23 protein-coding genes are annotated in these 20,747 nt (G+C 65.2%); 9 read left to right on the top strand and 14 right to left on the bottom strand.

Annotated features, from left to right (window positions below; translation table 11 throughout):
* Nucleotides 1-348 precede the first annotated feature (348 nt).
* The 8 genes from msrB to FNB15_RS20930 all read right to left on the bottom strand — a co-directional run bounded on the left by msrB (nucleotide 349) and on the right by FNB15_RS20930 (nucleotide 7,579).
* Nucleotides 349-717 (bottom strand): peptide-methionine (R)-S-oxide reductase MsrB, encoded by a 369-nt coding sequence (gene msrB / locus FNB15_RS06550; RefSeq protein ID WP_144067935.1) that lies wholly within the window; start codon nucleotides 715-717, stop codon nucleotides 349-351.
* Between the two features lie 23 nt (nucleotides 718-740).
* A complete protein-coding gene (locus FNB15_RS06545; RefSeq protein WP_144067934.1) occupies nucleotides 741-1,802 on the bottom strand; it encodes a GGDEF domain-containing protein in 1,062 nt (353 codons plus the stop codon).
* An 11-nt stretch (nucleotides 1,803-1,813) separates the two neighbouring features.
* Entirely contained in the window at nucleotides 1,814-2,758 is a 945-nt protein-coding gene (locus tag FNB15_RS06540) for a ParB/RepB/Spo0J family partition protein (protein WP_144067933.1), read from the bottom strand.
* A 122-nt stretch (nucleotides 2,759-2,880) separates the two neighbouring features.
* Nucleotides 2,881-3,708, bottom strand: a complete 828-nt coding sequence (locus FNB15_RS06535) for a ParA family protein (RefSeq protein ID WP_342777578.1) — start codon at nucleotides 3,706-3,708, stop codon at nucleotides 2,881-2,883.
* 68 nt (nucleotides 3,709-3,776) lie between these two features.
* Entirely contained in the window at nucleotides 3,777-4,409 is a 633-nt protein-coding gene (gene rsmG / locus FNB15_RS06530) for a 16S rRNA (guanine(527)-N(7))-methyltransferase RsmG (protein ID WP_144067932.1), read from the bottom strand.
* Nucleotides 4,410-4,518: 109 nt separating this feature from the next.
* Nucleotides 4,519-4,959 carry a VOC family protein gene (locus FNB15_RS06525; RefSeq protein WP_144067931.1) on the bottom strand — a complete coding sequence of 147 codons (441 nt, stop codon included), beginning with the start codon at nucleotides 4,957-4,959 and terminating at the stop codon, nucleotides 4,519-4,521.
* Between the two features lie 144 nt (nucleotides 4,960-5,103).
* Entirely contained in the window at nucleotides 5,104-6,996 is a 1,893-nt protein-coding gene (gene mnmG, locus FNB15_RS06520) for a tRNA uridine-5-carboxymethylaminomethyl(34) synthesis enzyme MnmG (RefSeq protein WP_144067930.1), read from the bottom strand.
* Between the two features lie 163 nt (nucleotides 6,997-7,159).
* Nucleotides 7,160-7,579 carry a DUF4149 domain-containing protein gene (locus FNB15_RS20930; RefSeq protein WP_185973744.1) on the bottom strand — a complete coding sequence of 140 codons (420 nt, stop codon included), beginning with the start codon at nucleotides 7,577-7,579 and terminating at the stop codon, nucleotides 7,160-7,162.
* 99 nt (nucleotides 7,580-7,678) lie between these two features.
* On the opposite strand from FNB15_RS20930, the gene FNB15_RS06510 reads away from it, so the two are divergent.
* The 5 genes from FNB15_RS06510 to FNB15_RS21365 all read left to right on the top strand — a co-directional run bounded on the left by FNB15_RS06510 (nucleotide 7,679) and on the right by FNB15_RS21365 (nucleotide 10,691).
* Entirely contained in the window at nucleotides 7,679-8,464 is a 786-nt protein-coding gene (locus tag FNB15_RS06510; RefSeq protein WP_144067928.1) for an MOSC domain-containing protein, read from the top strand.
* Nucleotides 8,465-8,496: 32 nt separating this feature from the next.
* On the top strand, nucleotides 8,497-8,769 hold the full coding sequence (locus FNB15_RS06505) for a DUF3303 domain-containing protein (protein WP_144067927.1): 273 nt from the start codon (nucleotides 8,497-8,499) through the stop codon (nucleotides 8,767-8,769).
* Entirely contained in the window at nucleotides 8,766-9,569 is an 804-nt protein-coding gene (locus tag FNB15_RS06500) for an alpha/beta fold hydrolase (RefSeq protein ID WP_185973743.1), read from the top strand. The genes FNB15_RS06505 and FNB15_RS06500 overlap by 4 nt, the downstream gene beginning before the upstream one ends.
* The gene (locus tag FNB15_RS06495; RefSeq protein WP_144067925.1) at nucleotides 9,566-10,111 is read left to right on the top strand and encodes a PAS domain-containing protein; all 546 of its coding nucleotides are present in this window, start codon (nucleotides 9,566-9,568) and stop codon (nucleotides 10,109-10,111) included. Before FNB15_RS06500 ends, FNB15_RS06495 begins: the two co-directional genes overlap by 4 nt.
* 163 nt (nucleotides 10,112-10,274) lie before the next feature.
* Nucleotides 10,275-10,691, top strand: coding sequence for a PepSY domain-containing protein (locus FNB15_RS21365; protein WP_246068808.1), 417 nt, complete (start codon nucleotides 10,275-10,277; stop codon nucleotides 10,689-10,691).
* Nucleotides 10,692-10,701: 10 nt separating this feature from the next.
* On the opposite strand, the gene FNB15_RS06485 is transcribed toward FNB15_RS21365, so the two are convergent.
* The 4 genes from FNB15_RS06485 to FNB15_RS06470 form a co-directional block, all read right to left on the bottom strand.
* Nucleotides 10,702-11,289, bottom strand: a complete 588-nt coding sequence (locus FNB15_RS06485; protein WP_144067924.1) for a GNAT family N-acetyltransferase — start codon at nucleotides 11,287-11,289, stop codon at nucleotides 10,702-10,704.
* Between the two features lie 157 nt (nucleotides 11,290-11,446).
* Nucleotides 11,447-12,790 carry a tRNA uridine-5-carboxymethylaminomethyl(34) synthesis GTPase MnmE gene (mnmE, locus tag FNB15_RS06480; protein ID WP_144067923.1) on the bottom strand — a complete coding sequence of 448 codons (1,344 nt, stop codon included), beginning with the start codon at nucleotides 12,788-12,790 and terminating at the stop codon, nucleotides 11,447-11,449.
* The gene (locus tag FNB15_RS06475) at nucleotides 12,787-13,188 is read right to left on the bottom strand and encodes a (2Fe-2S) ferredoxin domain-containing protein (protein WP_144067922.1); all 402 of its coding nucleotides are present in this window, start codon (nucleotides 13,186-13,188) and stop codon (nucleotides 12,787-12,789) included. Before FNB15_RS06475 ends, mnmE begins: the two co-directional genes overlap by 4 nt.
* Nucleotides 13,189-13,205: 17 nt before the next feature.
* Entirely contained in the window at nucleotides 13,206-13,460 is a 255-nt protein-coding gene (locus FNB15_RS06470) for a DUF6489 family protein (protein ID WP_144067921.1), read from the bottom strand.
* Nucleotides 13,461-13,520: 60 nt separating this feature from the next.
* On the opposite strand from FNB15_RS06470, the gene FNB15_RS06465 reads away from it, so the two are divergent.
* Complete coding sequence (locus FNB15_RS06465) at nucleotides 13,521-15,596, top strand: thioredoxin domain-containing protein (RefSeq protein WP_144067920.1); 2,076 nt, start codon at nucleotides 13,521-13,523, stop codon at nucleotides 15,594-15,596.
* On the opposite strand, the gene FNB15_RS06460 is transcribed toward FNB15_RS06465, so the two are convergent.
* Complete coding sequence (locus FNB15_RS06460) at nucleotides 15,593-16,861, bottom strand: MFS transporter (protein ID WP_144067919.1); 1,269 nt, start codon at nucleotides 16,859-16,861, stop codon at nucleotides 15,593-15,595. The two genes, FNB15_RS06465 and FNB15_RS06460, sit on opposite strands and share 4 nt — an antisense overlap.
* 84 nt (nucleotides 16,862-16,945) lie before the next feature.
* Here FNB15_RS06460 and FNB15_RS06455 point away from each other — a divergent pair, with 84 nt between their 5' ends.
* Entirely contained in the window at nucleotides 16,946-17,596 is a 651-nt protein-coding gene (locus FNB15_RS06455) for a TetR/AcrR family transcriptional regulator (RefSeq protein ID WP_144067918.1), read from the top strand.
* Between the two features lie 4 nt (nucleotides 17,597-17,600).
* On the opposite strand, the gene FNB15_RS06450 is transcribed toward FNB15_RS06455, so the two are convergent.
* A complete protein-coding gene (locus FNB15_RS06450; protein ID WP_144067917.1) occupies nucleotides 17,601-18,086 on the bottom strand; it encodes a cupin domain-containing protein in 486 nt (161 codons plus the stop codon).
* Between the two features lie 174 nt (nucleotides 18,087-18,260).
* On the opposite strand from FNB15_RS06450, the gene egtB reads away from it, so the two are divergent.
* Both egtB and egtD read left to right on the top strand, forming a co-directional pair.
* Nucleotides 18,261-19,727, top strand: a complete 1,467-nt coding sequence (gene egtB / locus FNB15_RS06445) for an ergothioneine biosynthesis protein EgtB (RefSeq protein WP_246068807.1) — start codon at nucleotides 18,261-18,263, stop codon at nucleotides 19,725-19,727.
* Complete coding sequence (egtD, locus tag FNB15_RS06440) at nucleotides 19,724-20,713, top strand: L-histidine N(alpha)-methyltransferase (RefSeq protein ID WP_144067916.1); 990 nt, start codon at nucleotides 19,724-19,726, stop codon at nucleotides 20,711-20,713. Before egtB ends, egtD begins: the two co-directional genes overlap by 4 nt.
* Nucleotides 20,714-20,747 lie beyond the last annotated feature (34 nt).

Below are 20,747 nucleotides of genomic sequence, written 5' to 3'. Positions count from 1 at the left end.
TGTGGCCAATCTGGTGTTTTTTTAGCCGCCTCTATTCCGGGAGGGAGCCAGTTGGCGGCCGGTTGGCAGCCAGTTCCGTCCAGTTTGGGCCAGTTAGAGCCAGTTCCGTCCCGTTCCGTCCCGTTTCGTCCTGTTTCGTCCTGTTTCGTCCCGTTCAATCCCGCTCCAGCCATCGGTTTTCACCTCAAGCCTTTGATTTTCCTGCTGAACGATGTCCGACAACGCGCCACTTGGTCAAACGCCGCGCCAACACGCGCGCCAGCGCATACGACAAATGTTCCGAATATGGGAATTATAGCACATGCGGGGGCCTGTCGCAAATGGCGATGCAGGGCCCGGACCCTACACTCAGTCCTGCGGCTTGAAATCGAGCGCCACGCCGTTGATGCAGTAGCGCAGGCCGGTCGGCTCCGGCCCGTCCTCGAAAACATGGCCAAGATGGCCCTGGCATTTGGCGCAGTGCACCTCGACGCGGTGCATGCCATGGCTGGTGTCGACGGTGGCGGCGACATTCTCGCCCACCGGGGCATAGAAGCTGGGCCAGCCGCTGCCGCTGTCGTATTTGGTGTCGGACGAAAACACCTCGGTGCCGCAGCCGGCACAGAAATAGCGGCCCGCGCGGTATTCCTTGTTGAGCTGGCTGGAGCCGGGCCGCTCGGTGCCGTGGTCGCGCAGCACGCGCGCGGCTTCGGGGGAGAGGGATTTGGTGTCGGTCATGGCGATCACTCCTTGGCAGGCGACTAACTAGTGCGTTGCGCCGCTGCTTCAACCGCCGCACTCACCACGCGATTGCGGCCCTGCTGCTTGGCGCGGTAGAGCGCGGCATCGGCCGCGTGCATCCAGGCATCCATCTGCTGGCCGGGCTGCAGCACGGCCAGGCCGATGCTGACCGTGACGGGCGCGGCATCAGACGCCGCACTGGGCATCGCGGCGGCGGCGATGCGGCTGCGCAGGTCTTCCGCCACTGTTTGTGCTGCAGCCAAATCGGTATCCGGAAGCAGCAGCAGGAATTCATCGCCGCCGATGCGGAACACGCGATCAAGCCGCCGCACGCGGTCGGCGACCAGAGCGACAACGGTGCGCAGCACGATATCACCGGCGGCGTGGCCCAGCCGGTCGTTGACCGGCTTGAACTGGTCGATGTCGATCACCAGCAGCGCGGCGCTGGCCCGGCTGCGGCGCTGCCGCTCGATCACTTCATCCAGGCAGGTTTCCATATGGCGGCGGTTATAGGCGCCGGTCAGCGGATCGGTGATGGTCTGCGCCACCAGCCGGTCATGCAGGTCGTTGATCACGCCGAGGATGATGTTGACGATCACGATGGTGAGCAGCAGCGAGGCGAAGACGCGGATCGCTGTCGCCGCATCGACATTCACATAAACCAGCAGCACCGTGCCGATCAGCAGGCCGAGGCTGACCATCACGGCGAGGCCGCGCGTCAGCACGAAATAGCAGAACAGCAGCACCGGATAGGTCCACAGCACGCCATAGGCCGGCTGCAGCAAAAGCAGAATGGCCACGGCCGCCGCCGTCGGCACCAGCAGCAGCGCGAACGGCACCGGCGGCTTGCGGCCGCGCCGGATTGCCTGGGCATCAACCGCCAGGACGCCCACGGTGGCGAGGATGGCGAGGCCGAGCGGCAGACGGTCGATGAACAGATTGAAAATGCCGAATGGCGTCAGCAGCACCGCGCTGGCAATGGCGATACGGTAGAGGATTTTCTCGCGATGGCCGGCCAGCGCATCGCCGCCGCCGAACAGCCGGGTCAGGAGGGCAAGGGGCTGTCGGGACGGCGGCTGCATCTTCGCTCGGGTCAGCGCCGGCTCAGTTTCTTGGCCAGCTCATCCAGCTGTTCGAGCTTGCGGTAATGCACCACCAGCCGGCCGGCTTCCGGGTTGCCGGGCTCGGCCTCGATCTCGACCTTCATGCCAAGCGCCGCCGCCATTCCGCGCTCAAACGCCAGCGTGTCGGCATCCTTGCGCGCCGGCGCGGACTCGTTCGCCGCCTTGGGCTTGGCGGCACCGGCGGGACGGCCGCCCTTCTTCGCGGCCTGCGGCGTGCCGACCTCACGGCCGACCGCGACCAGCTTTTCCACCTGACGCGCGGTGAGCTGGCCCTCGATGATGCGCTGGGCGAGCTGCTCGGCGAGCGGATGGCCGATCAGCGGGCGGGCCTGGCCGGCTGTCAGCTTGCCGGTGATGACCAGCGTGATCACCGATTTCGGCAGCTGCAGCAGGCGCAGGATATTGGTGACATGGCTGCGGCTCTTGCCGATCACCTGGGCGATCTGGTCCTGGCTGTAGCCGAATTCTTCCGACAGCTGCAGGAAGGCGCCGGCCTCTTCCACCGGATTGAGATCCTCGCGCTGCAAGTTCTCGATCAGGCCGATCTCGACGGCGTCGCGGTCGGTGATCTCCTTGATCACCACCGGCACGGCATGGATCTTGGCCAGCTGCGAGGCGCGCCAGCGACGCTCGCCGGCGATGATCTCGTAGCCCTGCCCGTCCTTGGCGCGGCGCACCAGCAGCGGCTGCAGCACGCCCTTGGCCTTGATCGACTGCGCCAGTTCTTCCAGCGCGTCCTTGTTGAAGACCTTGCGCGGCTGATACGGGTTCGGCTTGAGCTGCTCAATGGGGATTTCGCGCACGCCGGTGGCGGCGGCGCTACGCGCGGCGGCGGCTTCGGAGCCCGGCGCCGGCTCGCCCATCAATGCGGCCAGGCCTCTGCCCAGGCCGCGTCGTTTCGGATCGTCGATCATACTCTGTCCTCTGTACCCTACTTCGTCATCCTCGGGCTTGAGCCGAGGATCTTTCGCCAATCGGCATGAGACCCTCGGGTCAAGCCCGAGGGTGACGGCTTAAACTGACTACTCCGCTCATCTCACTCTGCCGCGTCGCGCAAAGCCTGTTCGCGTTTGATCACCTCGCGCGCCAGCGCCATGTAGGCCGTGCTGCCGGGCGCGCGATGATCGTAGATCAGCGCCGGCACGCCATGGCTCGGCGCTTCCGAGATGCGGACGTTGCGCGGGATCACCGTCTCGTAGACCTTCTCGCCGAGGAAGCCGCGCACGTCGGCCGCCACCTGGTCGGACAGGTTGTTGCGCTTGTCGAACATGGTCAGCACCACGCCCTGCACATCCAGCGTCGGGTTCAGCGTGGTGCGCACGCGCTCCACTGTTCTCAGAAGCTGCGACAAACCTTCGAGCGCAAAGAACTCGCATTGCAGCGGCACCAGCACGGCATCCGATCCCACCATCGCATTGACGGTGAGCAGGGTGAGCGATGGCGGGCAGTCGATCAGGATGTGGTCGAAGTCGGCGAGCCGGCCCTCGATCGCATGTTTGAGGCGATGGGTGCGATGCTCGAGATCCATCATCTCAAGCTCCGCACCGGCCAGCTCGACATTGGCCGGCACGATGGAAAGATTGGGGACTTTCGTGGGCCGTATCGTCTCGTGCAGTTCGGCCGCGCCCATCAGCAATTCGTAGGTGCCGAAGTCGCGTTCCTCATGCGTGAGGCCCAGGCCCGTCGAGGCATTGCCCTGCGGATCGCTGTCGATCAGCAGCACGCGTTCGCCAACGGCGGCCAAAGCCGTGGCGAGATTGATCGCCGTCGTGGTCTTGCCCACCCCGCCCTTCTGGTTGGCGATGGCCAGCACGCGGCCCTGTCGTGGCGGCGCCACTTTCGCCTGCGGACTGCCAGCCTCCAGTTCGGCATTCAGGGTGCTGTCGTCACCCCAGGCGCCGCCTTCGGCAGGATGTTCTTGTTCTGTACCGTTCACTTGGCTTCCATTCCCCTGAGAAGCAGGATGCTGGCTTCCGGATCGGTCCGGCTCGGCAGCTTCTCAGCTGCGGGAAGTGTCCAATATCGCCGCGCCTCGGTCAATTCATCCTCGGCATTACGTCCCTTGGGAAACAGATAGACCGTATCAGGTCCGGCCAGCGGCTGCGCCAGGCCGATCAGCTCATGGAGCGGCGCCAGGGCGCGGGCCGAGATCACCTGCGGCGCACCGCCCATGGCTTTGTGCAGATCGGCGGGATCGACCGCCTCGATGCGTTTCACGTGGACGGTGGCCTGCACATTCATGGCGCGCGCGGCCTCACGCAGGAAGGTGGATTTGCGCTGATCGCTTTCGACCAGATGAACATAACCATCGAAAAGTGCAGCAATGACGAGGCCCGGGAAGCCGCCGCCCGATCCGAGATCGAGCCAGCGCATGGTGTCTTTCGGCGCATGCTCGAGCAGCTGCGCGGAATCGAGGAAGTGCCGCGACCATAGCTCGGGCAGTGTTTTCGGCGCCACCAGGTTGATCGCCTTCTGCCATTTGTTGATGAGCGCGGCATAGGCTTCGAGCCGCGCGATGGCGGCGTCGCTGCAGTCGGTGGCAGTCTGGAAATCTGCGGGCGTCATGCCGCGGGTTATCTCACCAGCAGGCCCACTACTCAATCGTCATCCCGGCCTTGAGCCGGGGTGACAGCGAAAGTGGCGTTGTTTCCCGTGAAACCCGCCCGTTTTCCGCTTATTTCCAGGGATCATAGGTCCCGAAGGACCAGATATGGCCTTCGGGGTCGCGACACGTGAAACCGCGGCCGCCGTAATCCTCGTCCCGGATATCGATCAGGATCTCGGCCTCGGCGGCGCGCACCCGGGCGTAATGCAGGTCAGCATCGGGCACCACGACATAGATGCTGATGGTGGCGCGGCCGCCGGTCTGGTCCGGCTGGGTCATGTGGCGGCCAAATTCCGACTCCATCACCGAGCCAAGCATGATCATCTCGTCGCCGTAGCAAAGCTGGGCATGCACGATCCGCCCCTCCTCGTCGGGCACGACAAGGTGTTTCTCGAAGCTGAAGGTCTTGCACAGCCACTCGATCATCGCCGGCGCATCGCGATAGCGCAGCACCGGCACGATCAGGCCGGGGGCTTCTGTGGGGGTTCCTGCTACCGGTAGGCCGGTCATGGGGCGTCTCCCTCGTTTTTCGCCGTTTATGGTGCCGATGCTACCCGGCTTTTGTTGGGCGCGGGCGAGACCTTTCTGGGACACGAAAAAGGGGATGTTTCACGTGAAACATCCCCTTTTGGTACTTAAGTTATTGAAATTGCTTTATTCAGCTGCTTCGGCACCGTCCCGCTTGGCCTTTTTTACGTATCCCAGCAGGGCCGAGAGCGCCGCCGGCGTGACGCCGGAAATCCGCGCCGCCTGCCCCAGCGTGCCGGGGCGGTGCTGCTTCAGCTTGGCGCGCACCTCGTTCGACAGCCCGCCGACCGCGTCATACTCCAGGCTTTCGGGCAGGATCAGGCCTTCATCCTTGCGGAAGGCGACGATGTCGGCCTCCTGGCGCTCCATATAGCCGGCGTACAGCCCGTCGATCTCGACCTGCTCGATGATCTCGGGTGAAAGCCCGGCCAGTTCGGGCCAGATCCCGCTCAACCGGGCCACATTCATGTCCGGATAGCCCAGCAGCATGGCGGCCGAGCGCAACTGGCCGTCCTGATTCACCGGAAAACCGCGCTTGACCAGTTCAGGCGGGGTCATTTTCAGCTCGCGCACCAGCCGGCGGGCCTCGGTCAGCGCGATATCCTTGGCGGTCCAGGCGGTTTCACGGGAAACCCCGATACAGCCCAGCTTGAGCCCCAGCGGGGTCAGGCGCTGGTCGGCATTGTCGGCGCGCAAGCTGAGGCGGTATTCCGCCCGGCTGGTGAACATGCGGTAGGGTTCGCGGGTGCCCAGCGTGACCAGGTCGTCGATCAGCACGCCGATATAGGCATCGGCACGGCCGAGAATGAAGGGCGCAGTTTCTCTGGAATTTCCCTGATTTCCGGCAGAAATGGCCGCATTCAGGCCCGCGATGAGCCCTTGCGCGGCGGCTTCTTCATAGCCGGTCGTGCCATTGATCTGGCCGGCCAGATACAGCCCGGGCTGGCGTTTTGTCTCCAGCGTGGGCTTCAGTTCACGTGGATCGACGAAGTCGTATTCGATGGCATAGCCCGGCCGCAGCATCACGGCCCGCTCCAGACCCGGGATGGTCTTCAGCAGGCCGGCCTGCACATCCCTGGGGAGCGAGGTGGAAATGCCGTTCGGATAGACGGTGTCGTCATCCAGCCCTTCCGGCTCAAGGAAGATCTGATGGCGGTCGCGCTGCGCGAAGCGCACCACCTTGTCCTCGATCGACGGGCAGTAGCGCGGCCCGGTGCCTTCGATCTGGCCGGAATACATCGGCGCGCGATGCAGGTTGTCGCGGATCAGCGCATGGCCGGCCTCAGACGTATAGGTCACGCCGCATTGAATCTGCGGCGTGGTGATCTGCTGCGTCAGGAAGCTGAACGGCACCGGCGGATCGTCGGCGCTCTGCATCTCGAGCGCCGACCAGTTGATCGTGCGGCCATCGAGACGCGGCGGCGTGCCGGTTTTCAGGCGACCCAGCGAAAAGCCGCAATTCTCAAGGGTTTTCGAGAGGCCGAGCGACGGCGCCTCACCGACGCGGCCGGCCGGAATCTTCTCTTCGCCGATATGGATCAGACCACGCAGGAATGTGCCGGTGGTGAGGATCACCTTCGGCGCGGCGATGAAACGACCATCGCCGCATTCGACGCCTTTGATCTCGCCCTGCTCGATGCGGATGTCTTCAACCGCAGCGCCGATGATGGTCAGGTTCTGCTGCTCGGCCAGCACTGCCTGCATCGCCTGGCGATACAGCTTACGATCCGCCTGCGTGCGCGGGCCGCGCACCGCGGGGCCCTTCGACTTGTTGAGCATGCGGAACTGGATGCCGGCGGCATCGGCCACGCGGCCCATCACGCCATCCAGCGCATCGATCTCGCGCACCAGATGGCCTTTGGCCAGGCCACCGATGGCGGGGTTGCACGACATCTCGCCGATGGTCTCGGGCTTGTGCGTCACCAGCGCGGTGCGCGCGCCCATGCGCGCCGCGGCCGCTGCGGCCTCGCAGCCGGCATGGCCGCCGCCGATCACGATGACATCGAACCTGTCCTGCATGGGCGCGGGTTTTACGCACAGGGGGCCGGGTCGTCAAAGGGAATCGCCCACAGACCCGGGTTGCACGGGAAACAGACCCCGTTTCACGTGAAACCGACCCATCTGGCTTTATATTCTCTTTTTGTTCTTTAATAAAAGGGTTCACAATCCGGAATGGCCGGGCTTAGTGAACAAAGGTGGATAGCGCTGCCAGCACGGCGGTGATCTGCACCAGGTTTACCGCCATGCTCAAGGAATGCAGGCGTTTGAACTGCCGCACAGCCCCCGCATCGCCGGCGGTTTTCGCCTCGCGCAATGCATCCAGACGCGGAATCACGAATTGCCGCGTCAGCACGGCAAATCCCGCGACGATGGCGAGCAGCGATGATGGCACCGGGTGCTGATCGAGCGCCAATGTCAGCGCACCAACAGCGCCGCAAATGATGATGACGAGATAGTAGACCGGGAACAGCGCCCGCACCGTGCGCGACGCCTGCTCGGACTCCAGCTTGGCGAAGATCACCGGCGTCAGCGCAAACGAGAAGAACAGCATCGTGCCGAGCAGGATCGCGGTGGCATAGAGCGCAACGGCGGAGAGCAGCATGGAGATATCCTTCTCTGTGAACAGGCCAGTGTTACAGGAGGACAATAGCGGTGCAATTCCGGCGTTGACCGCGTGCGCCGCCTTGGCCATAGAGAAGCCATGACAATGGATCTCGACGCCTCTCTTCTCTCCATCACGCGCTTCCCGGTGAAGGGCCTGACGCCGCAGTCGCTCGACGACGCCCAGCTCACGCCTGACCAGCCGCTCGCCAATGACCGCCGCTTCGCGCTGGCGCATGGCAGTTCGGCTTTCGACGCGCAGACGCCGGCCTTCCAGAAGAAGGCGCATTTCCTCACCTGGATCCGCAACCCGCCGCTGGCAGCGCTGGACTGCAGCTTCGATGCAAGCGGCACGAAGATCACGATCAAAAAAGACGGCAGGGTGCTGGTGCAGGAGGCCGACCTGACCTCGCCGCTCAGCCGGCCCGCCATTGAGAAAGTGGTGCTCGATCATATCGGCCCGGAAGGCTCGCGCGGCAGCGTGAAAGTCGCCGAGGCACCGGGCGCCTGGTTCGCCGATGTGCCCGATCCCTATCTCTCGATCCAGAACACCGCCACGCTGGTCGAACTCGGCCGCAAGCTGGGACAGTCCGAACCGCTCGACTCTCGCCGCCTGCGCGCCAACCTGGTGATCGGCGGCTTCCCGGCCTGGGCCGAGATGCAGTGGGTCGGGTCGCAGATCGAGATCGGCGAGACCGTGCTGGCGATCGAGGCCGTGATCGGCCGCTGCGCCGCCACGCATGTGAATCCCGATACCGGGATTCCCGACAGCGATCTGGTCGGCACGCTGAACAGCGTCTATGGCCATAACAAATGCGGCGTCTATGCCCGCGTGGTCAAAGGCGGCCGGATCAGGCGCGGCGACCGCGTCGGCCGCATTCTCTGAACCCGCCGGCAGCGGCCATCCGGAGGCGAGACATGCAGTTCATGGTGATCGAGCATTTCCGCAACCAGGACGCCAAAGCGGTCTATCGCCGCTTCCGCGACCAGGGCCGCATGATGCCCGAGGGCGTGCAGTTCGTATCAAGCTGGGTCAGCGCCGATCTCAGCCGCTGTTTCCAAGTGATGGAATGTGACGACCTCACCCTGCTGCAGCGCTGGTGCGCCGCCTGGTCGGATCTCGTCGAGTTCGAGATCGTGCCGGTCACACCCGGCAAAGATACGGCGGCTGCTTTGGCCGATCAGCTGTGACCGGCAAACGCGGCCACCTCACGCGTGACGGCGTAAAGCTGTCATACGTCGACTTCGGCGGTCAGCCTGAGAAGACGCTGCTGGCGCTGCATGGCCGCGCCGGTTGCGGCCGCAACTATGCGCCGCTGGCGCAGGCCCTAAGAGATAATACGGGGCGCCCCGACTGGCGCATCGTCGGCATGGACCAGCGCGGCCATGGCTGGAGCGACCATGCCACCGACCGCACGCGCGACGCCTTCCTCGACGATGCCGCCGCGATGATCGAACATCTCGATTGCGGCCCGGTCGTACTGATGGGGCATTCGTTTGGCGGCGTGAATGCCTACCAGCTCGCGGCCCACCGCCCCGACCTGGTGCGCGCGCTGGTCATCGAGGATGTCGGCTGCCGCTTCGGCCCGGCTAAACCCGGCGTATCCTGGCCGTTGCGCTGGGAAACGCTCGACCAGTTCCTCGCCTTCATGCGCAGCACCGAGATCGGCATGGACCGCTACCTGCTCGACAGCCTGGTCGAGTACGAGGATGGCTGGGGTTTCCGCTTCTCCGATGCCTGGCATGACGAGGCGCGCGCCCATATCACCGGTGACTGGAGCGATGACTGGGCCGCCATCGTCTGTCCGATTTTATTGATGCACGGCACGAAGAGCTGGCTGGTGAAGCGCGAAGAGATGGACCGCATGGCGGCGCTCAATCCGCGCTGCGAACTGAAGATCTTCGAGGGCGCCGGCCATGTACCGCATGACGAGCGGCCTGAAGAATTTGTGATGGCACTGCGCGACTTCCTTGGCCGTTCTGCGGCATGACCCAGCATTCCACTTCCTGGCCAGTCCACTGGTCCCTGCCCGCAGGCGCGGAGGGCGACCCTGCCTTCGCCCGCCTGCATCAGTTCTGGCTCGGCAAATGCCGCCGGGACGAGACCGGGCACGGTCTCCTGCCGGCGCGCAACGATATCGACGTGCTGGATATCCCGCGCGAGCTGCTGCGCGACATCGCGCTGCTGGAGGTGGTGCCTCAATCTGACGGCAGCCGCCGCTACCGCATCCGCCTGTTCGGCAGTGCGCTGGCGGCGATGACCGGGGCCGACGAGACCGGGCGCTATTATGACGAAACCGTGCCACCTGCCGGCTATGCCGTGCTGCGCCAGCATCTCGACCAGGCGGTCAGCGAAGCGCGGCCGATGTTTTTCGCCAGCCCCTCGGCGGCGCCGGGCCGGGGTTTCCTCTATTTCGGCCGGTTCGGCCTGCCGCTGGCCAGCGATGGCCGGCAGGTCGACATGATCCTGGCCCTGGTCCGGCCGCTGCCCAGCCCGGACCCCCGGCCGGATCTTGGGCCGGACCCGGGCTGAACCGTCCGATCCGGGGAATCCCCCCGAATCGCCCATGCATCGCCCCCGGGCGGCCCTGCTGATGCCATATTCCGGGTCCGTCATAGGTCCCCGACAAGGGCGCAAAGCCCAGCCCGGCCCTTATGGGCGGACCTATTCGTTTGGACCAGACAGAGCCCTCGCCATGAACAACCTCGCAGCCCTGATCCTGTTCGGCATGCTGACCGGTGTCGCCGCCCCGGCCCCCGCCATCGAACCCGCGCGCGGCGGATCCTCGCCCGGCGGCGGACCATCTGCCGGAATCGTGCAGTCGCAGGGTGCGCCGACACCAGGCTCTCAGAGCAATGTCATGGCCGAGCCGGCGCAGCAGGTCGAGCCTGAGGGCGGGCCGCCGGCTGGCGCATTGTCGCTGTCGCAGATCATCACCCAGATCGAGAGCCGGCCGGATTTCGCCTTCATCAAGGATATCGACTGGGACGATGGCCGCTACGACGTGCAATACCGCACGCGTGACGGCCGCGACCGCAACCTGAAGGTCGATCCGCGCACCGGCCGACCGGTCGAGGGCGCGCTGCCCACCGTGCACTGGCCCAAGTCGTAAGGTTTAGAGTTTACGCCAGCGCGGTCCCGCCGCTGCCGTGATGGTCGTGCGGCGGCCATTCGCTGCGCAGCAGGGCAAACAGGTCGCAGTCGCGCCATTCGCCACGCACATTGAAATTCTGCTGCAGCCGGCCTTCCAGCCGGAAGCCCAGTTTCTTCAGCACCGCATGGCTGCGGATATTCTCCACATCGGCCAGCGCCGTGATCCGGTGCAGCCCCAGTTCGGCAAAACCGAAGCGCAGCGCCGCCTGCACGGCTTCCGAGGCATAGCCCTTGCCGCGAATGGTGCCGTCGAACGAAAAACCGATATTGCCCTGGCGATGCTCGGCCGAGGCCACGCTCAGGCGCACCATGCCGATGGCGCGCTCCATCTGGCGTTCGGCCACGCAGAACAGCCAGTCATGCCCGGTCGGAGTCTCGGCCTCGATCACCCGCGCGGCGATGAAGCGCTTCACCAGGCCGGAATCCAGCGCCGGGCCGGGCAGGAATTTCCAGAAATCCTCCTTCACGGCGAACTGCTGGAACGCGACTTCGTCATCTGGCACGAAGGCGCGCAGGACCAGGCGTTCGGATTTCAGGGTGGGAAAGGCGTCGGGCATTTTCTGTCTCGGAACCCACCAGTGTCATGGCCGGGAGTGTCATGGCCGGGCTTGTCCCGGCCATCCACGTCTTACCGCATCGCAGCTTAAAAAGGCGTGGATGCCCGGCACAAGGCCGGGCATGACGATACTGGGGGACAGGTCGGCAAGCCAGCCCTCACTTCCCGATACAGAAATCCCTGAAGATCACATCCAGCAGGTCTTCGACATCGATCCGCCCGGTGATGCGGCCAATGCTGCGCGCCGCCAGCCGCACATCCTCGGCGGCCAGTTCGGCGCTGGTGTTGTGCCGCTCCGAGCCGCGCAGGAAGCGGTCCAGCGCAGCGATGCAGTCGGTCAGCGCCTCGCGGTGGCGCGCGCGGGTGAGCGTCGCGCTGCCGGTCAGGCCAATGCGCTCGACCACTTCCTTTTCCAGCAGATCGAGCAGCGTGCCCATGCCGGTGCCGGTCCGCACCGAGATCGGCAGCACGGGGCGGCCATTGATCTCCCAGCCGGCCAGCACGGCGGTCGCATCGGCCTTGTTGGCCACCACGATGGCATCGCCATCAATCAGGGCTTCCGTGTCTTTCGGCACGGTCTTTTTCGTCGCGTCCAGCACCACGATCTTGAGGTCGGCGCTCTCGGCGCGCTTCAGGGCGCGCGCCACGCCCTCAGACTCGATGGCGTCCGCGCTCTCGCGCAGACCGGCCGTATCGGCGAGCATCACGGGATAGCCGCCGAGATCGAGATGCACCTCGATCACGTCGCGCGTGGTGCCCGGAATATCCGAAACAATCGCCGCCTCGCGTTTCGCCACCGCATTGAGCAGCGACGACTTGCCCACGTTCGGCGCGCCGACAATCGCCACCATCAGGCCGTCGCGCAGTCTTTCGCCGCGCTGGCGGTCGTTCAGATGCGCCGCGATCTCCTCGCGCAGGCGCGCGATCTGCGGCTTCACCTCGGCCGCCACGCCTTCGGGCAGATCCTCGTCGGGGAAATCGATATCGGCCTCGAGATGCGCCAGCGCGCGCACCAGCTGGTTGCGCCAGCCCTCGTACAGCTGGCCCAGCGCGCCCTGCATCTGGCGTAATGCTTGCCTGCGTTGCGCCTGGGTCTCGGCATTGATCAGGTCGCCCAGGCCCTCGGCCGCCGTCAGGTCGAGCTTGCCATGCTCAAACGCACGCCGGCTGAACTCGCCCGGCTCGGCCAGGCGCAGGCCCGGCAGTTTCGCCAGGGCCGCGAAGATCGCGCTGAGCACGGCGCGGCCGCCATGCACCTGCAGCTCGACCACATCCTCGCCGGTGAAGCTGTGCGGTGCGGGGAACCACAGCACCATGCCTTCATCGAGCAGCGCGCCGGTCTCATCCTTCAGCCGGCGCAGCGATGCAGCGCGCGGGCGCGGCAGGTTGCCGCCCACGAGAGCTTCCAGCGCATCGGCGGCCTGCGGCCCGCTGAGCCGGATCACCGCCACACCGGCGCGGCCGGGCGCGGAAGACAGCGCGTAGATGGTCTGCGGCGTCACTTTTTCTTTTCGCTGTGGTCCGGGCCATCTTCCGGCCTGAGCAGCAGGCGCTCGACACGGCCGCCCTGCTTCACATGCGTTTCCAGAATCTCGTCGATATCGGCAAAGTTGTCGGCGCGGTACCAGATGCCTTCGGGATAGATCACCAGCGTCGGCCCCAGTTCGCAGCGCTCGAGGCAGCCGGCATTGTTCACCCGCACGCCGTCTTCCAGCCCCAGGCCGAGTTCCTTGGCGCGCGCCTTCATGTAGTTGCGCAGCTTCTCGGCGCCCTTGCGCGCGCAACTGCCGCGCGGGTGATTTTCCGGCCGCTCGTTGGTGCAGACGAAAATATGCGCGCGGTAGAAATCTGACGCGTCGCCGGCCTTGGCCGGGGGGCGGACCTGATAACGGATGGCCATACCTTATACCTTCGGGCTTACTTCTTGCCCGGCGGCGTGCCCGCATTCGCCGGGAACTGGCTGAAGAAGAATTTCTGAATCTGCTCCAGGTTGTTCATCCCCATCGGGCCCCAGGTGCGCAGCAGCACTTCCGGGTCCATGGATTTGAGCGACCCCAGCATGCGCTCCTGCATCTGGGCCATCACGGCCTCCTGCAAGGGTTGCACATCCGGCAGCCCGAGGAAGCTCCGGGCCTCCTCCGGCGTGCAATCGACATTGACAGTCACCTTCATCGCTGCACCATACTGCTGAGTGGAAATGCTCGAAATTCAGAAGCAGGACAAATACCTAGCATGACCGGTGCCGCGTTGTCAGGGACCAATCAACCCGATCTTGGCCGCAACAATCTCGACCGGGCCGCCTCGCCCTATCTGCAGCAGCACCGCGACAATCCGGTGCACTGGCAGATCTGGTCGCCCGAGGTGCTGAAGGCTGCCCAGGCCGCCAACAAGCCGATCCTGCTCAGCATCGGCTATGCCGCCTGCCACTGGTGCCATGTGATGGCCCATGAAAGTTTTGAAAATCCCGGTATCGCCGCGGTGATGAACGAGCTGTTCGTCAACATCAAGGTCGACCGCGAAGAACGCCCCGACATCGACACCATCTACATGAACGCGCTGCATGTGCTGGGCGAACAGGGCGGCTGGCCGCTCACCATGTTCCTGACGCCGAAGGGCGAGCCTTTCTGGGGTGGCACATACTTCCCGCCGGAAAGCCGCTATGGCCGGCCCGGCTTCCGCGAGGTGCTGGAAAAAATCCACGAGGCCTATACGCAGAAGCCCGACGCCGTGGCGCAGAATTCCAAGATGCTGGTCGGCGCCTTGCGCAACCTGGCCAAGCCGCAGAGCCGCGACCGCCTTCCTTTAAGCAACGACGTGCTCGACCAGGTGGCAGGGCAGGTGCTCGGCCATGTCGATCCCGAACAGGGCGGCATCGGCTCGGCGCCGAAATTCCCGCAGACCGGCCTGTTCGATCTGCTGTGGCGCGCTTACCTGCGCACCGGCATCCCCGATTATTCCGTGGCGGTGATCACCACGATCACGCGCATGGCGCAGGGCGGCATCTACGATCATCTCGGCGGCGGCTTCGCGCGCTACTCGACGGACGCCGAATGGCTGGCGCCGCATTTCGAGAAGATGCTGTACGACAACGCGCAGCTGCTCAGCCACATGGCGATGGTCGAGGCCGAGTCCAATGATGCGATGCTGCGCCAGCGCATCGGCGAGACCGTTGGCTGGCTGCTGCGCGAGATGATTGCTGCAGACGGCGCGTTTGCCGCGACTCAAGACGCGGATTCAGAAGGCGAGGAAGGCAAGTTCTACGTCTGGGACAAAGACGAGATCGCCGCCGTGCTCGGGCCTTATACCGGCGAATTCTGTGCGGCCTACGACGTCACGGATGATGGCAACTGGGAACACAAGACCATCCTGCGCCGCTCGCTCGAGCCCGACCTGAAGGACGAGGCCGGCGAAAAACGCCTGCGCATCGCGCGCGAGAAACTGTTCGCCGTGCGCGACAAACGCATCAAGCCCGGCTGGGACGACAAGGTGCTGGCCGACTGGAACGGCCTGATGATCCGCAGCATGACCGACCTGTCGCTGCAATATGCCAGGCCCGACTGGCTGCAGGCCGCCGAACGCGCCTATGGCTTCATCCATGCGACGATGCAGTATGGCGACAATCGCCTCGGCCACAGCTGGCGCAACGATATCCTGGTCAGCCCCGGCCTGCTGGATGATTACGCCAACATGGCCGCGGCGGCACTGGCGCTGTATGAGGCCACCGGCAATCCCGATTATCTCGAACAGGCCAAACGCTGGCTTGAGGTGGTGGAAAGCGATTACGCCGACAGTGTGAACGGCGGCTATTTCCTCACCTCAAAAGATGCCGAGGATCTGGTGGCGCGCACGCGTCATGCGGCCGACAATGCCACACCGGCCGGCAACGGCACCCTGGTCGGCGTGTTCGCGCGGCTGTGGTATCTCACCGGCGATGTGGTCTGGCGCGAGCGGGCGCAGAACCTGATCGATGCCTTCTCGCCCGAGATCGGGCGCAACTTCTTCCCGATGGGCAGCTTCCTCAACGGCGCGGACCTCTTCCTGAATGCCGTGCAGGTGGCGATCATCGGCCGGCGCGGCGACCCCGCCACCGAGGCGCTGATCACGGCGGCCTACCAGGTCTCGGCGCCCAACCGCGTGCTTCTGGTGTCCTCGCCCGATGCGACCCTGCCCGAAACCCATCCGGCCCATGCCAAGACGCAGATCGACGGCAAGCCGACGGCTTATGTCTGCCTCGGTCCGACCTGCGGCCTGCCGGTGACGACGCCGGCGGAACTGACGTCCTCGATCAAGGCGACGCGGGCGGTCTAGGCGGTTGCCAGCACCGCCTGCTTCCTGCCCTTGATCAGCAGCGACAGCCCGGCCGCAATCACAGCCGTGACACCGGCAATGATGAAGGCCTGCAGATAATCGCCCTGCTGCACGCGCATCCAGCCGGCGAAGAAAGCCGCGCTGGCCGCGCCGAGCTGGTGGCCCGCCGCGATCCAGCCGAACACCACCGGTGCATCGCGCTCGCCGAAAGCTTCCGTCGCCAGCCGCACGGTCGGCGGCACGGTGGCGATCCAGTCGAGACCGTAGAAGACCGCGAAGATCGACAGGCTCGCCAGCGAGAAGTCGGTATAGGGCAGGTAGACCAGCGACAGCCCGCGCAGACCGTAATACATGAACAGCAGCTTGCGCGGATCGTAACGATCCGTGAGCCAGCCCGACGCCGTCGTGCCGAACAGGTCGAAGAAGCCCATCAGCGCCAGCACACCGGCCGCCGTCGTCACCGCCAGGCCCATATCGCCGCAGAATGACAGCAGATGCGTGCCGACCAGACCGTTGGTGGTGAAACCGCAGATCCAGAAGGTGGCGAACAGGAACCAGAAGTCAGCTTTCTTCGAGGCGCGGCCGAGCGCGGCCACGGCAAATACCAGCGGGTTCTGCGCCGGCGCGGCCGGCGGCGCGGCTTCGGTGGCGCCATAGGGCATCAGGCCCATATCGCCCGGACGCTCCGGCAGCAGCCACCAGACCAGCGGGACCAGCGCGGCCGCGGCCAGCGCCACCGTCCAGGTCACCAGCGGCCAGCCGCCCATCTCGGCCAGCATGGAGAGCAGCGGAATGAAGATCAGCGTGCCGGTCGCGGTGCTGGCGGTGAGCAGCCCCATGACGAGGCCGCGGTTGGTGGCGAACCAGCGGTTGGTGATGGTCGCGCCCATCACCAGCGCGATGGCGCCCGAGCCCAGACCGGTCAGCACGCCCCAGGTGGCGATCAGGTGCCAGGCCTCGGTCATCAGGGTGGACAGCATGGTGGCGCCCGACATCAGCACCAGGGCGCAGAGCAGCGTGCGACGGATGCCGAAACTCTGCATCAGGGCTGCCGCAAAGGGCCCGACCAGGCCGTAGAGGAAGATGCCGATCGCGGCGGCCAGCGAGGTGGTGTCGCGGCTCCAGCCGAACGACTTTTCCCACGGCACCAGCAGCACGCTGGGGCTGGAACGCAGCCCCGCCGCCGCCAGCAGACAGACGAAAATGACGGCGACGACCAGGAACGCATATTTCTGGCCAAGGAAACGGGGGCGTGCTATGCTCATGTGACTTACCGGTACGTTAAATGATGCCGTTATATGCGTACCGATCGGTAACATTGTCAAGTCTCATTCAGGAACCCGTCGTTTATGGCCCGCAAAAGCCAGCACGAACCGGCCCAGACGCCGTTTGGCAGCAACCCGCCCCTGCCGGTCGATGCGAAGACTGGCGCGCCGCGCGCCGCCGACAAGATCCGCCGCACCGCGCGCGAGCTGTTCTATGCCGAGGGCATCCGCGCCGTCGGCGTCGATGAGATCGTCACCAGGGCCGGCGTCACCAAGCCGAGCCTGTACCGCGCCTTCCCGTCCAAGGATGAGCTGGCCGCAGCCTACCTGCGCGACTACGACGCTGAGTTCTGGCAGCGCTTCGAGGCGCGGCTCGACAAGGCCGGGCGCGACGATCCGCGCGCCGGCCTGATGGATTTCCTGCAAAGCCTGAACGACCGGGCCAGCGCCGCCAGCTACCGTGGCTGCGGGCTGTCGAACACGGCGGTGGAATATCCCGACGACGCGCATCCGGCCCGCAAGGTGTCGGAAGACCACAAGCGCAAATTACGGCTCAAGCTGGCCGAGCTGGCCGCCGATATGGGCGCCGACGATCCGAAGCAGCTGGGCGACAGCCTGATGCTGCTGATCGAGGGCGCCTTCGTGTCGGGCCAGATCTTCCATGCCGGCGGCGGCCCGGCGCGCGCACTGGCCGCTGCCGCCACGCGGCTGATCGACAGCCATCTGACGCGCTGAAACGTCAGAAACACTGCGGGTTTTCCACCGGCTGCACGTCAGGCAGCTGGTTGGCGATCTTCTCGTTGTCGCTGCGCACGACCAGGTATTCCACCATCTCGGTCGTCTCCAGGCTGCGTTCCTGATGCGGAACATGGGGCGCGAAATACACCGCGTCGCCCGGCCCGATCTCGATGGCATATTCCAGCCGCGCGCCCCAGCGGATCTCGCTGCGGCCCCGCACGGCATGGATCATCACTTCATGGCGGCCATGAGTGTGCGGCCCGGTATTGCTGCCCGGCGCGACATGGACGCTGCCGACCCAGGCCTTTTCGCTGCCGCCGATACCGCTGAAGTCGAACACCGTCGTGCGGCCACCTTGCATGGCACGCTCGTCGGCCAGCGCGGTGGCACGCCGCACCTGCACTGCGTTGCGCCAATCAGTGGGTGTGTTCATGGCCACAGGATAACGCAGCATGGCGGTGATCTGCCAGTTTCCGGCAGCAGTCACGCCTCCGTCATCGTTTCGCACTGGATTAGCCGGGCCTGACGCCCAATCTCTGTCGGGCGCGGGGGCGACACCCCGGAACCACGGTTCGGCACTGGCGTTAACTTATTTGCTGGTGTCGGACCCCGGTTGCGGCACTTGAACCCGTTTGCGTTGCGTCAGGGGAGAGCCACAGGGATGAGCAGCACAGCTATCTTCGAAAAGCTTGGAATCCTCGACAAAGCCGACACTTTCGAGGAGATCGGGCCGGCTGATCTCAGCCCGGACAAGTCCAACGCAGAGCCTGACATTCTCGAGCTTAAGGATCTCGCGGCAGATCCCGATACGGCCGCCGCTGCCATCTACGACGGCCCTCTGCCACAGATGCAGCCGATACAGAATCAGGCGGCGCGTGACGCGCTGCTGGAGGGCTATCGCACCGTGCGGCAGATGACCGAAAAGCTGGTCGAGCCACTGACACCGGAAGACCAGAACCTGCAGTCAATGGACGATGCCAGTCCGGCGAAATGGCATCGGGCGCATACCACCTGGTTCTTCGAGACCTTTCTGCTTCAGCCGCACCAGCCGGCCTACTGCGTGTTCGACGAACACTTCAACTACCTTTTCAACTCCTATTACGAAGCCATCGGCGAGCGCCATCCGCGTCCCGAACGCGGCATCCTCAGCCGCCCCACCGCCGAAACGGTCACGCAGTATCGCCGCTATGTCGATGCCGCGATGGAAGAGCTGATCGCGCGCATCGACGATGCCGCGCTCGGCCAGATCGCGCCGCTGCTGGCACTGGGGCTGGCGCATGAGCAGCAGCACCAGGAACTGATCCTCACAGACATCAAGCATGCCTTCTGGCGCAACCCGGTCTCGCTCGCCTACCAGCCGGCACAGGGCTTCACGCGCGACATGCCGCCGCCGCTCGACTTCGTCAGCTTCGCCGGCGGCATCGTCGAGATCGGCCATGACGGTCACGGCTTCGCCTTCGACAATGAAGGCCCGCGCCACCGCGTGCTGCTCAATCCCTATCGCATTGCCTCACGGCCGATCTCCTGCGGTGAATACCTGCTGTTCATGGAAGACGGCGGCTACAGCCAGCCCGAACTCTGGCTGTCGGATGGCTGGGCCACGGTGCAGCGCGAAGGCTGGCAGGCCCCGCTCTACTGGACCAAAGACGCCAAGAAGGGCGGCTGGCAGGTCTTCACGCTGAACGGCAAGCGCGCCATCGATCCGGCCGAGCCGGTCTGCCATGTCTCCTTCTTCGAGGCCGCCGCCTTTGCCGCCTGGGCCGGCAAGCGCCTGCCCACCGAGGCGGAATGGGAGCATGCGGCGCAAAGCGGCCGCTGCGAATTCCGTGGCGGTTTCCTCGATCGCGCGCATCCGCATCCGCGTCCCGCCAGCGCGCCGCCTGGCCGGCTGCAGATGTTCGGCGAGGTCTGGGAATGGACGCGCTCGGGCTACGAACCCTATCCGGGTTTCAAACCGGCCGGCGGCGCCATCGGCGAATACAACGGCAAATTCATGTGCAGCCAGATCGTGCTGCGCGGCGGCTCCTGCGTCACGCCGCCGGGCCATGTGCGCGCCAGCTATCGCAATTTCTTCCCGCCGGCCGCGCGCTGGCAGTTTTCCGGAATCCGTCTCGCGGAGGATGTATGAGCACGCTTGTCTCGCTGCGGCGCCGGGAGCGCCCGGCCCCACATGATCCTGAATTCGACCGCGATGTGCAGGCGGGCCTCGGCGCCCAGGTGAAAACCCTGCCGGCGAAGTATTTCTACGACCAGCGCGGCTCGGAGCTGTTCGAGCAGATCTGCCGCCTGCCGGAATATTACCCGACCCGCACCGAGTGGAAAATCCTGCGCGAGCAGGGCCCGGCCATCGCAGGCATCATCGGGCCTGACGTGGAGGTGGTGGAATTCGGCGCGGGTGCTGCGGAAAAAATCCGCCTGCTGCTCAACGCCCTGCCGCGCCCGGCCGGCTATCTGCCGATCGACATTTCCGGTGCGCATCTGTCGGCTGCAGTGGCGTCGCTGCAGCGCGCCTATCCCGATGTCACCATGCGCGCGGTGGCCGGCGATTTCACCAAACAGCTGCCGCTGCCTGCACCGCTGCCGCAGGCGCGGGCCCGCGTCGGCTTCTTTCCGGGCTCGACGATTGGCAATTTCACCCCCGACGAGGCGCTGGGTTTCCTGCGCAATGCGGCCGCGATGTTGCGCGACGGCGGTGGTGTTGGTTCGGGGCTCTTGATCGGCGTCGACCTGGTGAAGGACCCGGCCGTGCTGCATGCCGCCTATAACGACAGTGCTGGCGTCACCGCGGCCTTCAACCTCAACCTGCTGGAGCGGATCAACCGCGAACTGGATGGCGATTTCAATCTCGACGCCTTCGATCACTACGCTTTCTACAATCCGCGCCAGCACCGGATCGAAATGCATCTGGTCAGCAGCAAGGCGCAGACGGTGACAGTCGCTGGCCGGCAGTATGGCTTTGATGCCGGTGAGTCGATCCACACCGAGAATTCCTGCAAATACACGCCGATCCGCTTCCGCCAGCTGGCGGAAAAGGCCGGTTTCCGGCCGGCGGCGATGTGGACCGATCCCGACAGTCTGTTCAGCCTGCACTGGCTCACCCTGCCGCAAGCTTAAGCATGGGCTTGAATCATCTGGGTTTCGATCCGAA

The sequence above is a fragment of the Ferrovibrio terrae genome (assembly GCF_007197755.1).
Lineage (GTDB): Bacteria > Pseudomonadota > Alphaproteobacteria > Ferrovibrionales > Ferrovibrionaceae > Ferrovibrio > Ferrovibrio terrae.
Note: the sequence above shows the minus strand (reverse complement) of the source record. Positions and strands in the feature narration are given on the sequence as shown.

Coding starts and splice junctions, on each gene's coding strand:
- rsmG (WP_144067932.1), bottom strand. CDS start 4,409: ATGACGCCCGCAGATTTCCAGACTGCCACCGACTGCAGCGACGCCGCC.
- FNB15_RS06475 (WP_144067922.1), bottom strand. CDS start 13,188: ATGGCCATCCGTTATCAGGTCCGCCCCCCGGCCAAGGCCGGCGACGCG.
- FNB15_RS06505 (WP_144067927.1), top strand. CDS start 8,497: ATGCAGTTCATGGTGATCGAGCATTTCCGCAACCAGGACGCCAAAGCG.
- FNB15_RS06485 (WP_144067924.1), bottom strand. CDS start 11,289: ATGCCCGACGCCTTTCCCACCCTGAAATCCGAACGCCTGGTCCTGCGC.
- FNB15_RS06495 (WP_144067925.1), top strand. CDS start 9,566: ATGACCCAGCATTCCACTTCCTGGCCAGTCCACTGGTCCCTGCCCGCA.
- FNB15_RS06545 (WP_144067934.1), bottom strand. CDS start 1,802: ATGCAGCCGCCGTCCCGACAGCCCCTTGCCCTCCTGACCCGGCTGTTC.
- FNB15_RS06510 (WP_144067928.1), top strand. CDS start 7,679: ATGACAATGGATCTCGACGCCTCTCTTCTCTCCATCACGCGCTTCCCG.
- FNB15_RS06465 (WP_144067920.1), top strand. CDS start 13,521: ATGACCGGTGCCGCGTTGTCAGGGACCAATCAACCCGATCTTGGCCGC.
- FNB15_RS06540 (WP_144067933.1), bottom strand. CDS start 2,758: ATGATCGACGATCCGAAACGACGCGGCCTGGGCAGAGGCCTGGCCGCA.
- egtD (WP_144067916.1), top strand. CDS start 19,724: ATGAGCACGCTTGTCTCGCTGCGGCGCCGGGAGCGCCCGGCCCCACAT.
- egtB (WP_246068807.1), top strand. CDS start 18,261: ATGAGCAGCACAGCTATCTTCGAAAAGCTTGGAATCCTCGACAAAGCC.
- msrB (WP_144067935.1), bottom strand. CDS start 717: ATGACCGACACCAAATCCCTCTCCCCCGAAGCCGCGCGCGTGCTGCGC.
- FNB15_RS06525 (WP_144067931.1), bottom strand. CDS start 4,959: ATGACCGGCCTACCGGTAGCAGGAACCCCCACAGAAGCCCCCGGCCTG.
- FNB15_RS06455 (WP_144067918.1), top strand. CDS start 16,946: ATGGCCCGCAAAAGCCAGCACGAACCGGCCCAGACGCCGTTTGGCAGC.
- FNB15_RS06460 (WP_144067919.1), bottom strand. CDS start 16,861: ATGAGCATAGCACGCCCCCGTTTCCTTGGCCAGAAATATGCGTTCCTG.
- FNB15_RS20930 (WP_185973744.1), bottom strand. CDS start 7,579: ATGCTGCTCTCCGCCGTTGCGCTCTATGCCACCGCGATCCTGCTCGGC.
- FNB15_RS06470 (WP_144067921.1), bottom strand. CDS start 13,460: ATGAAGGTGACTGTCAATGTCGATTGCACGCCGGAGGAGGCCCGGAGC.
- mnmG (WP_144067930.1), bottom strand. CDS start 6,996: ATGCAGGACAGGTTCGATGTCATCGTGATCGGCGGCGGCCATGCCGGC.
- FNB15_RS21365 (WP_246068808.1), top strand. CDS start 10,275: ATGAACAACCTCGCAGCCCTGATCCTGTTCGGCATGCTGACCGGTGTC.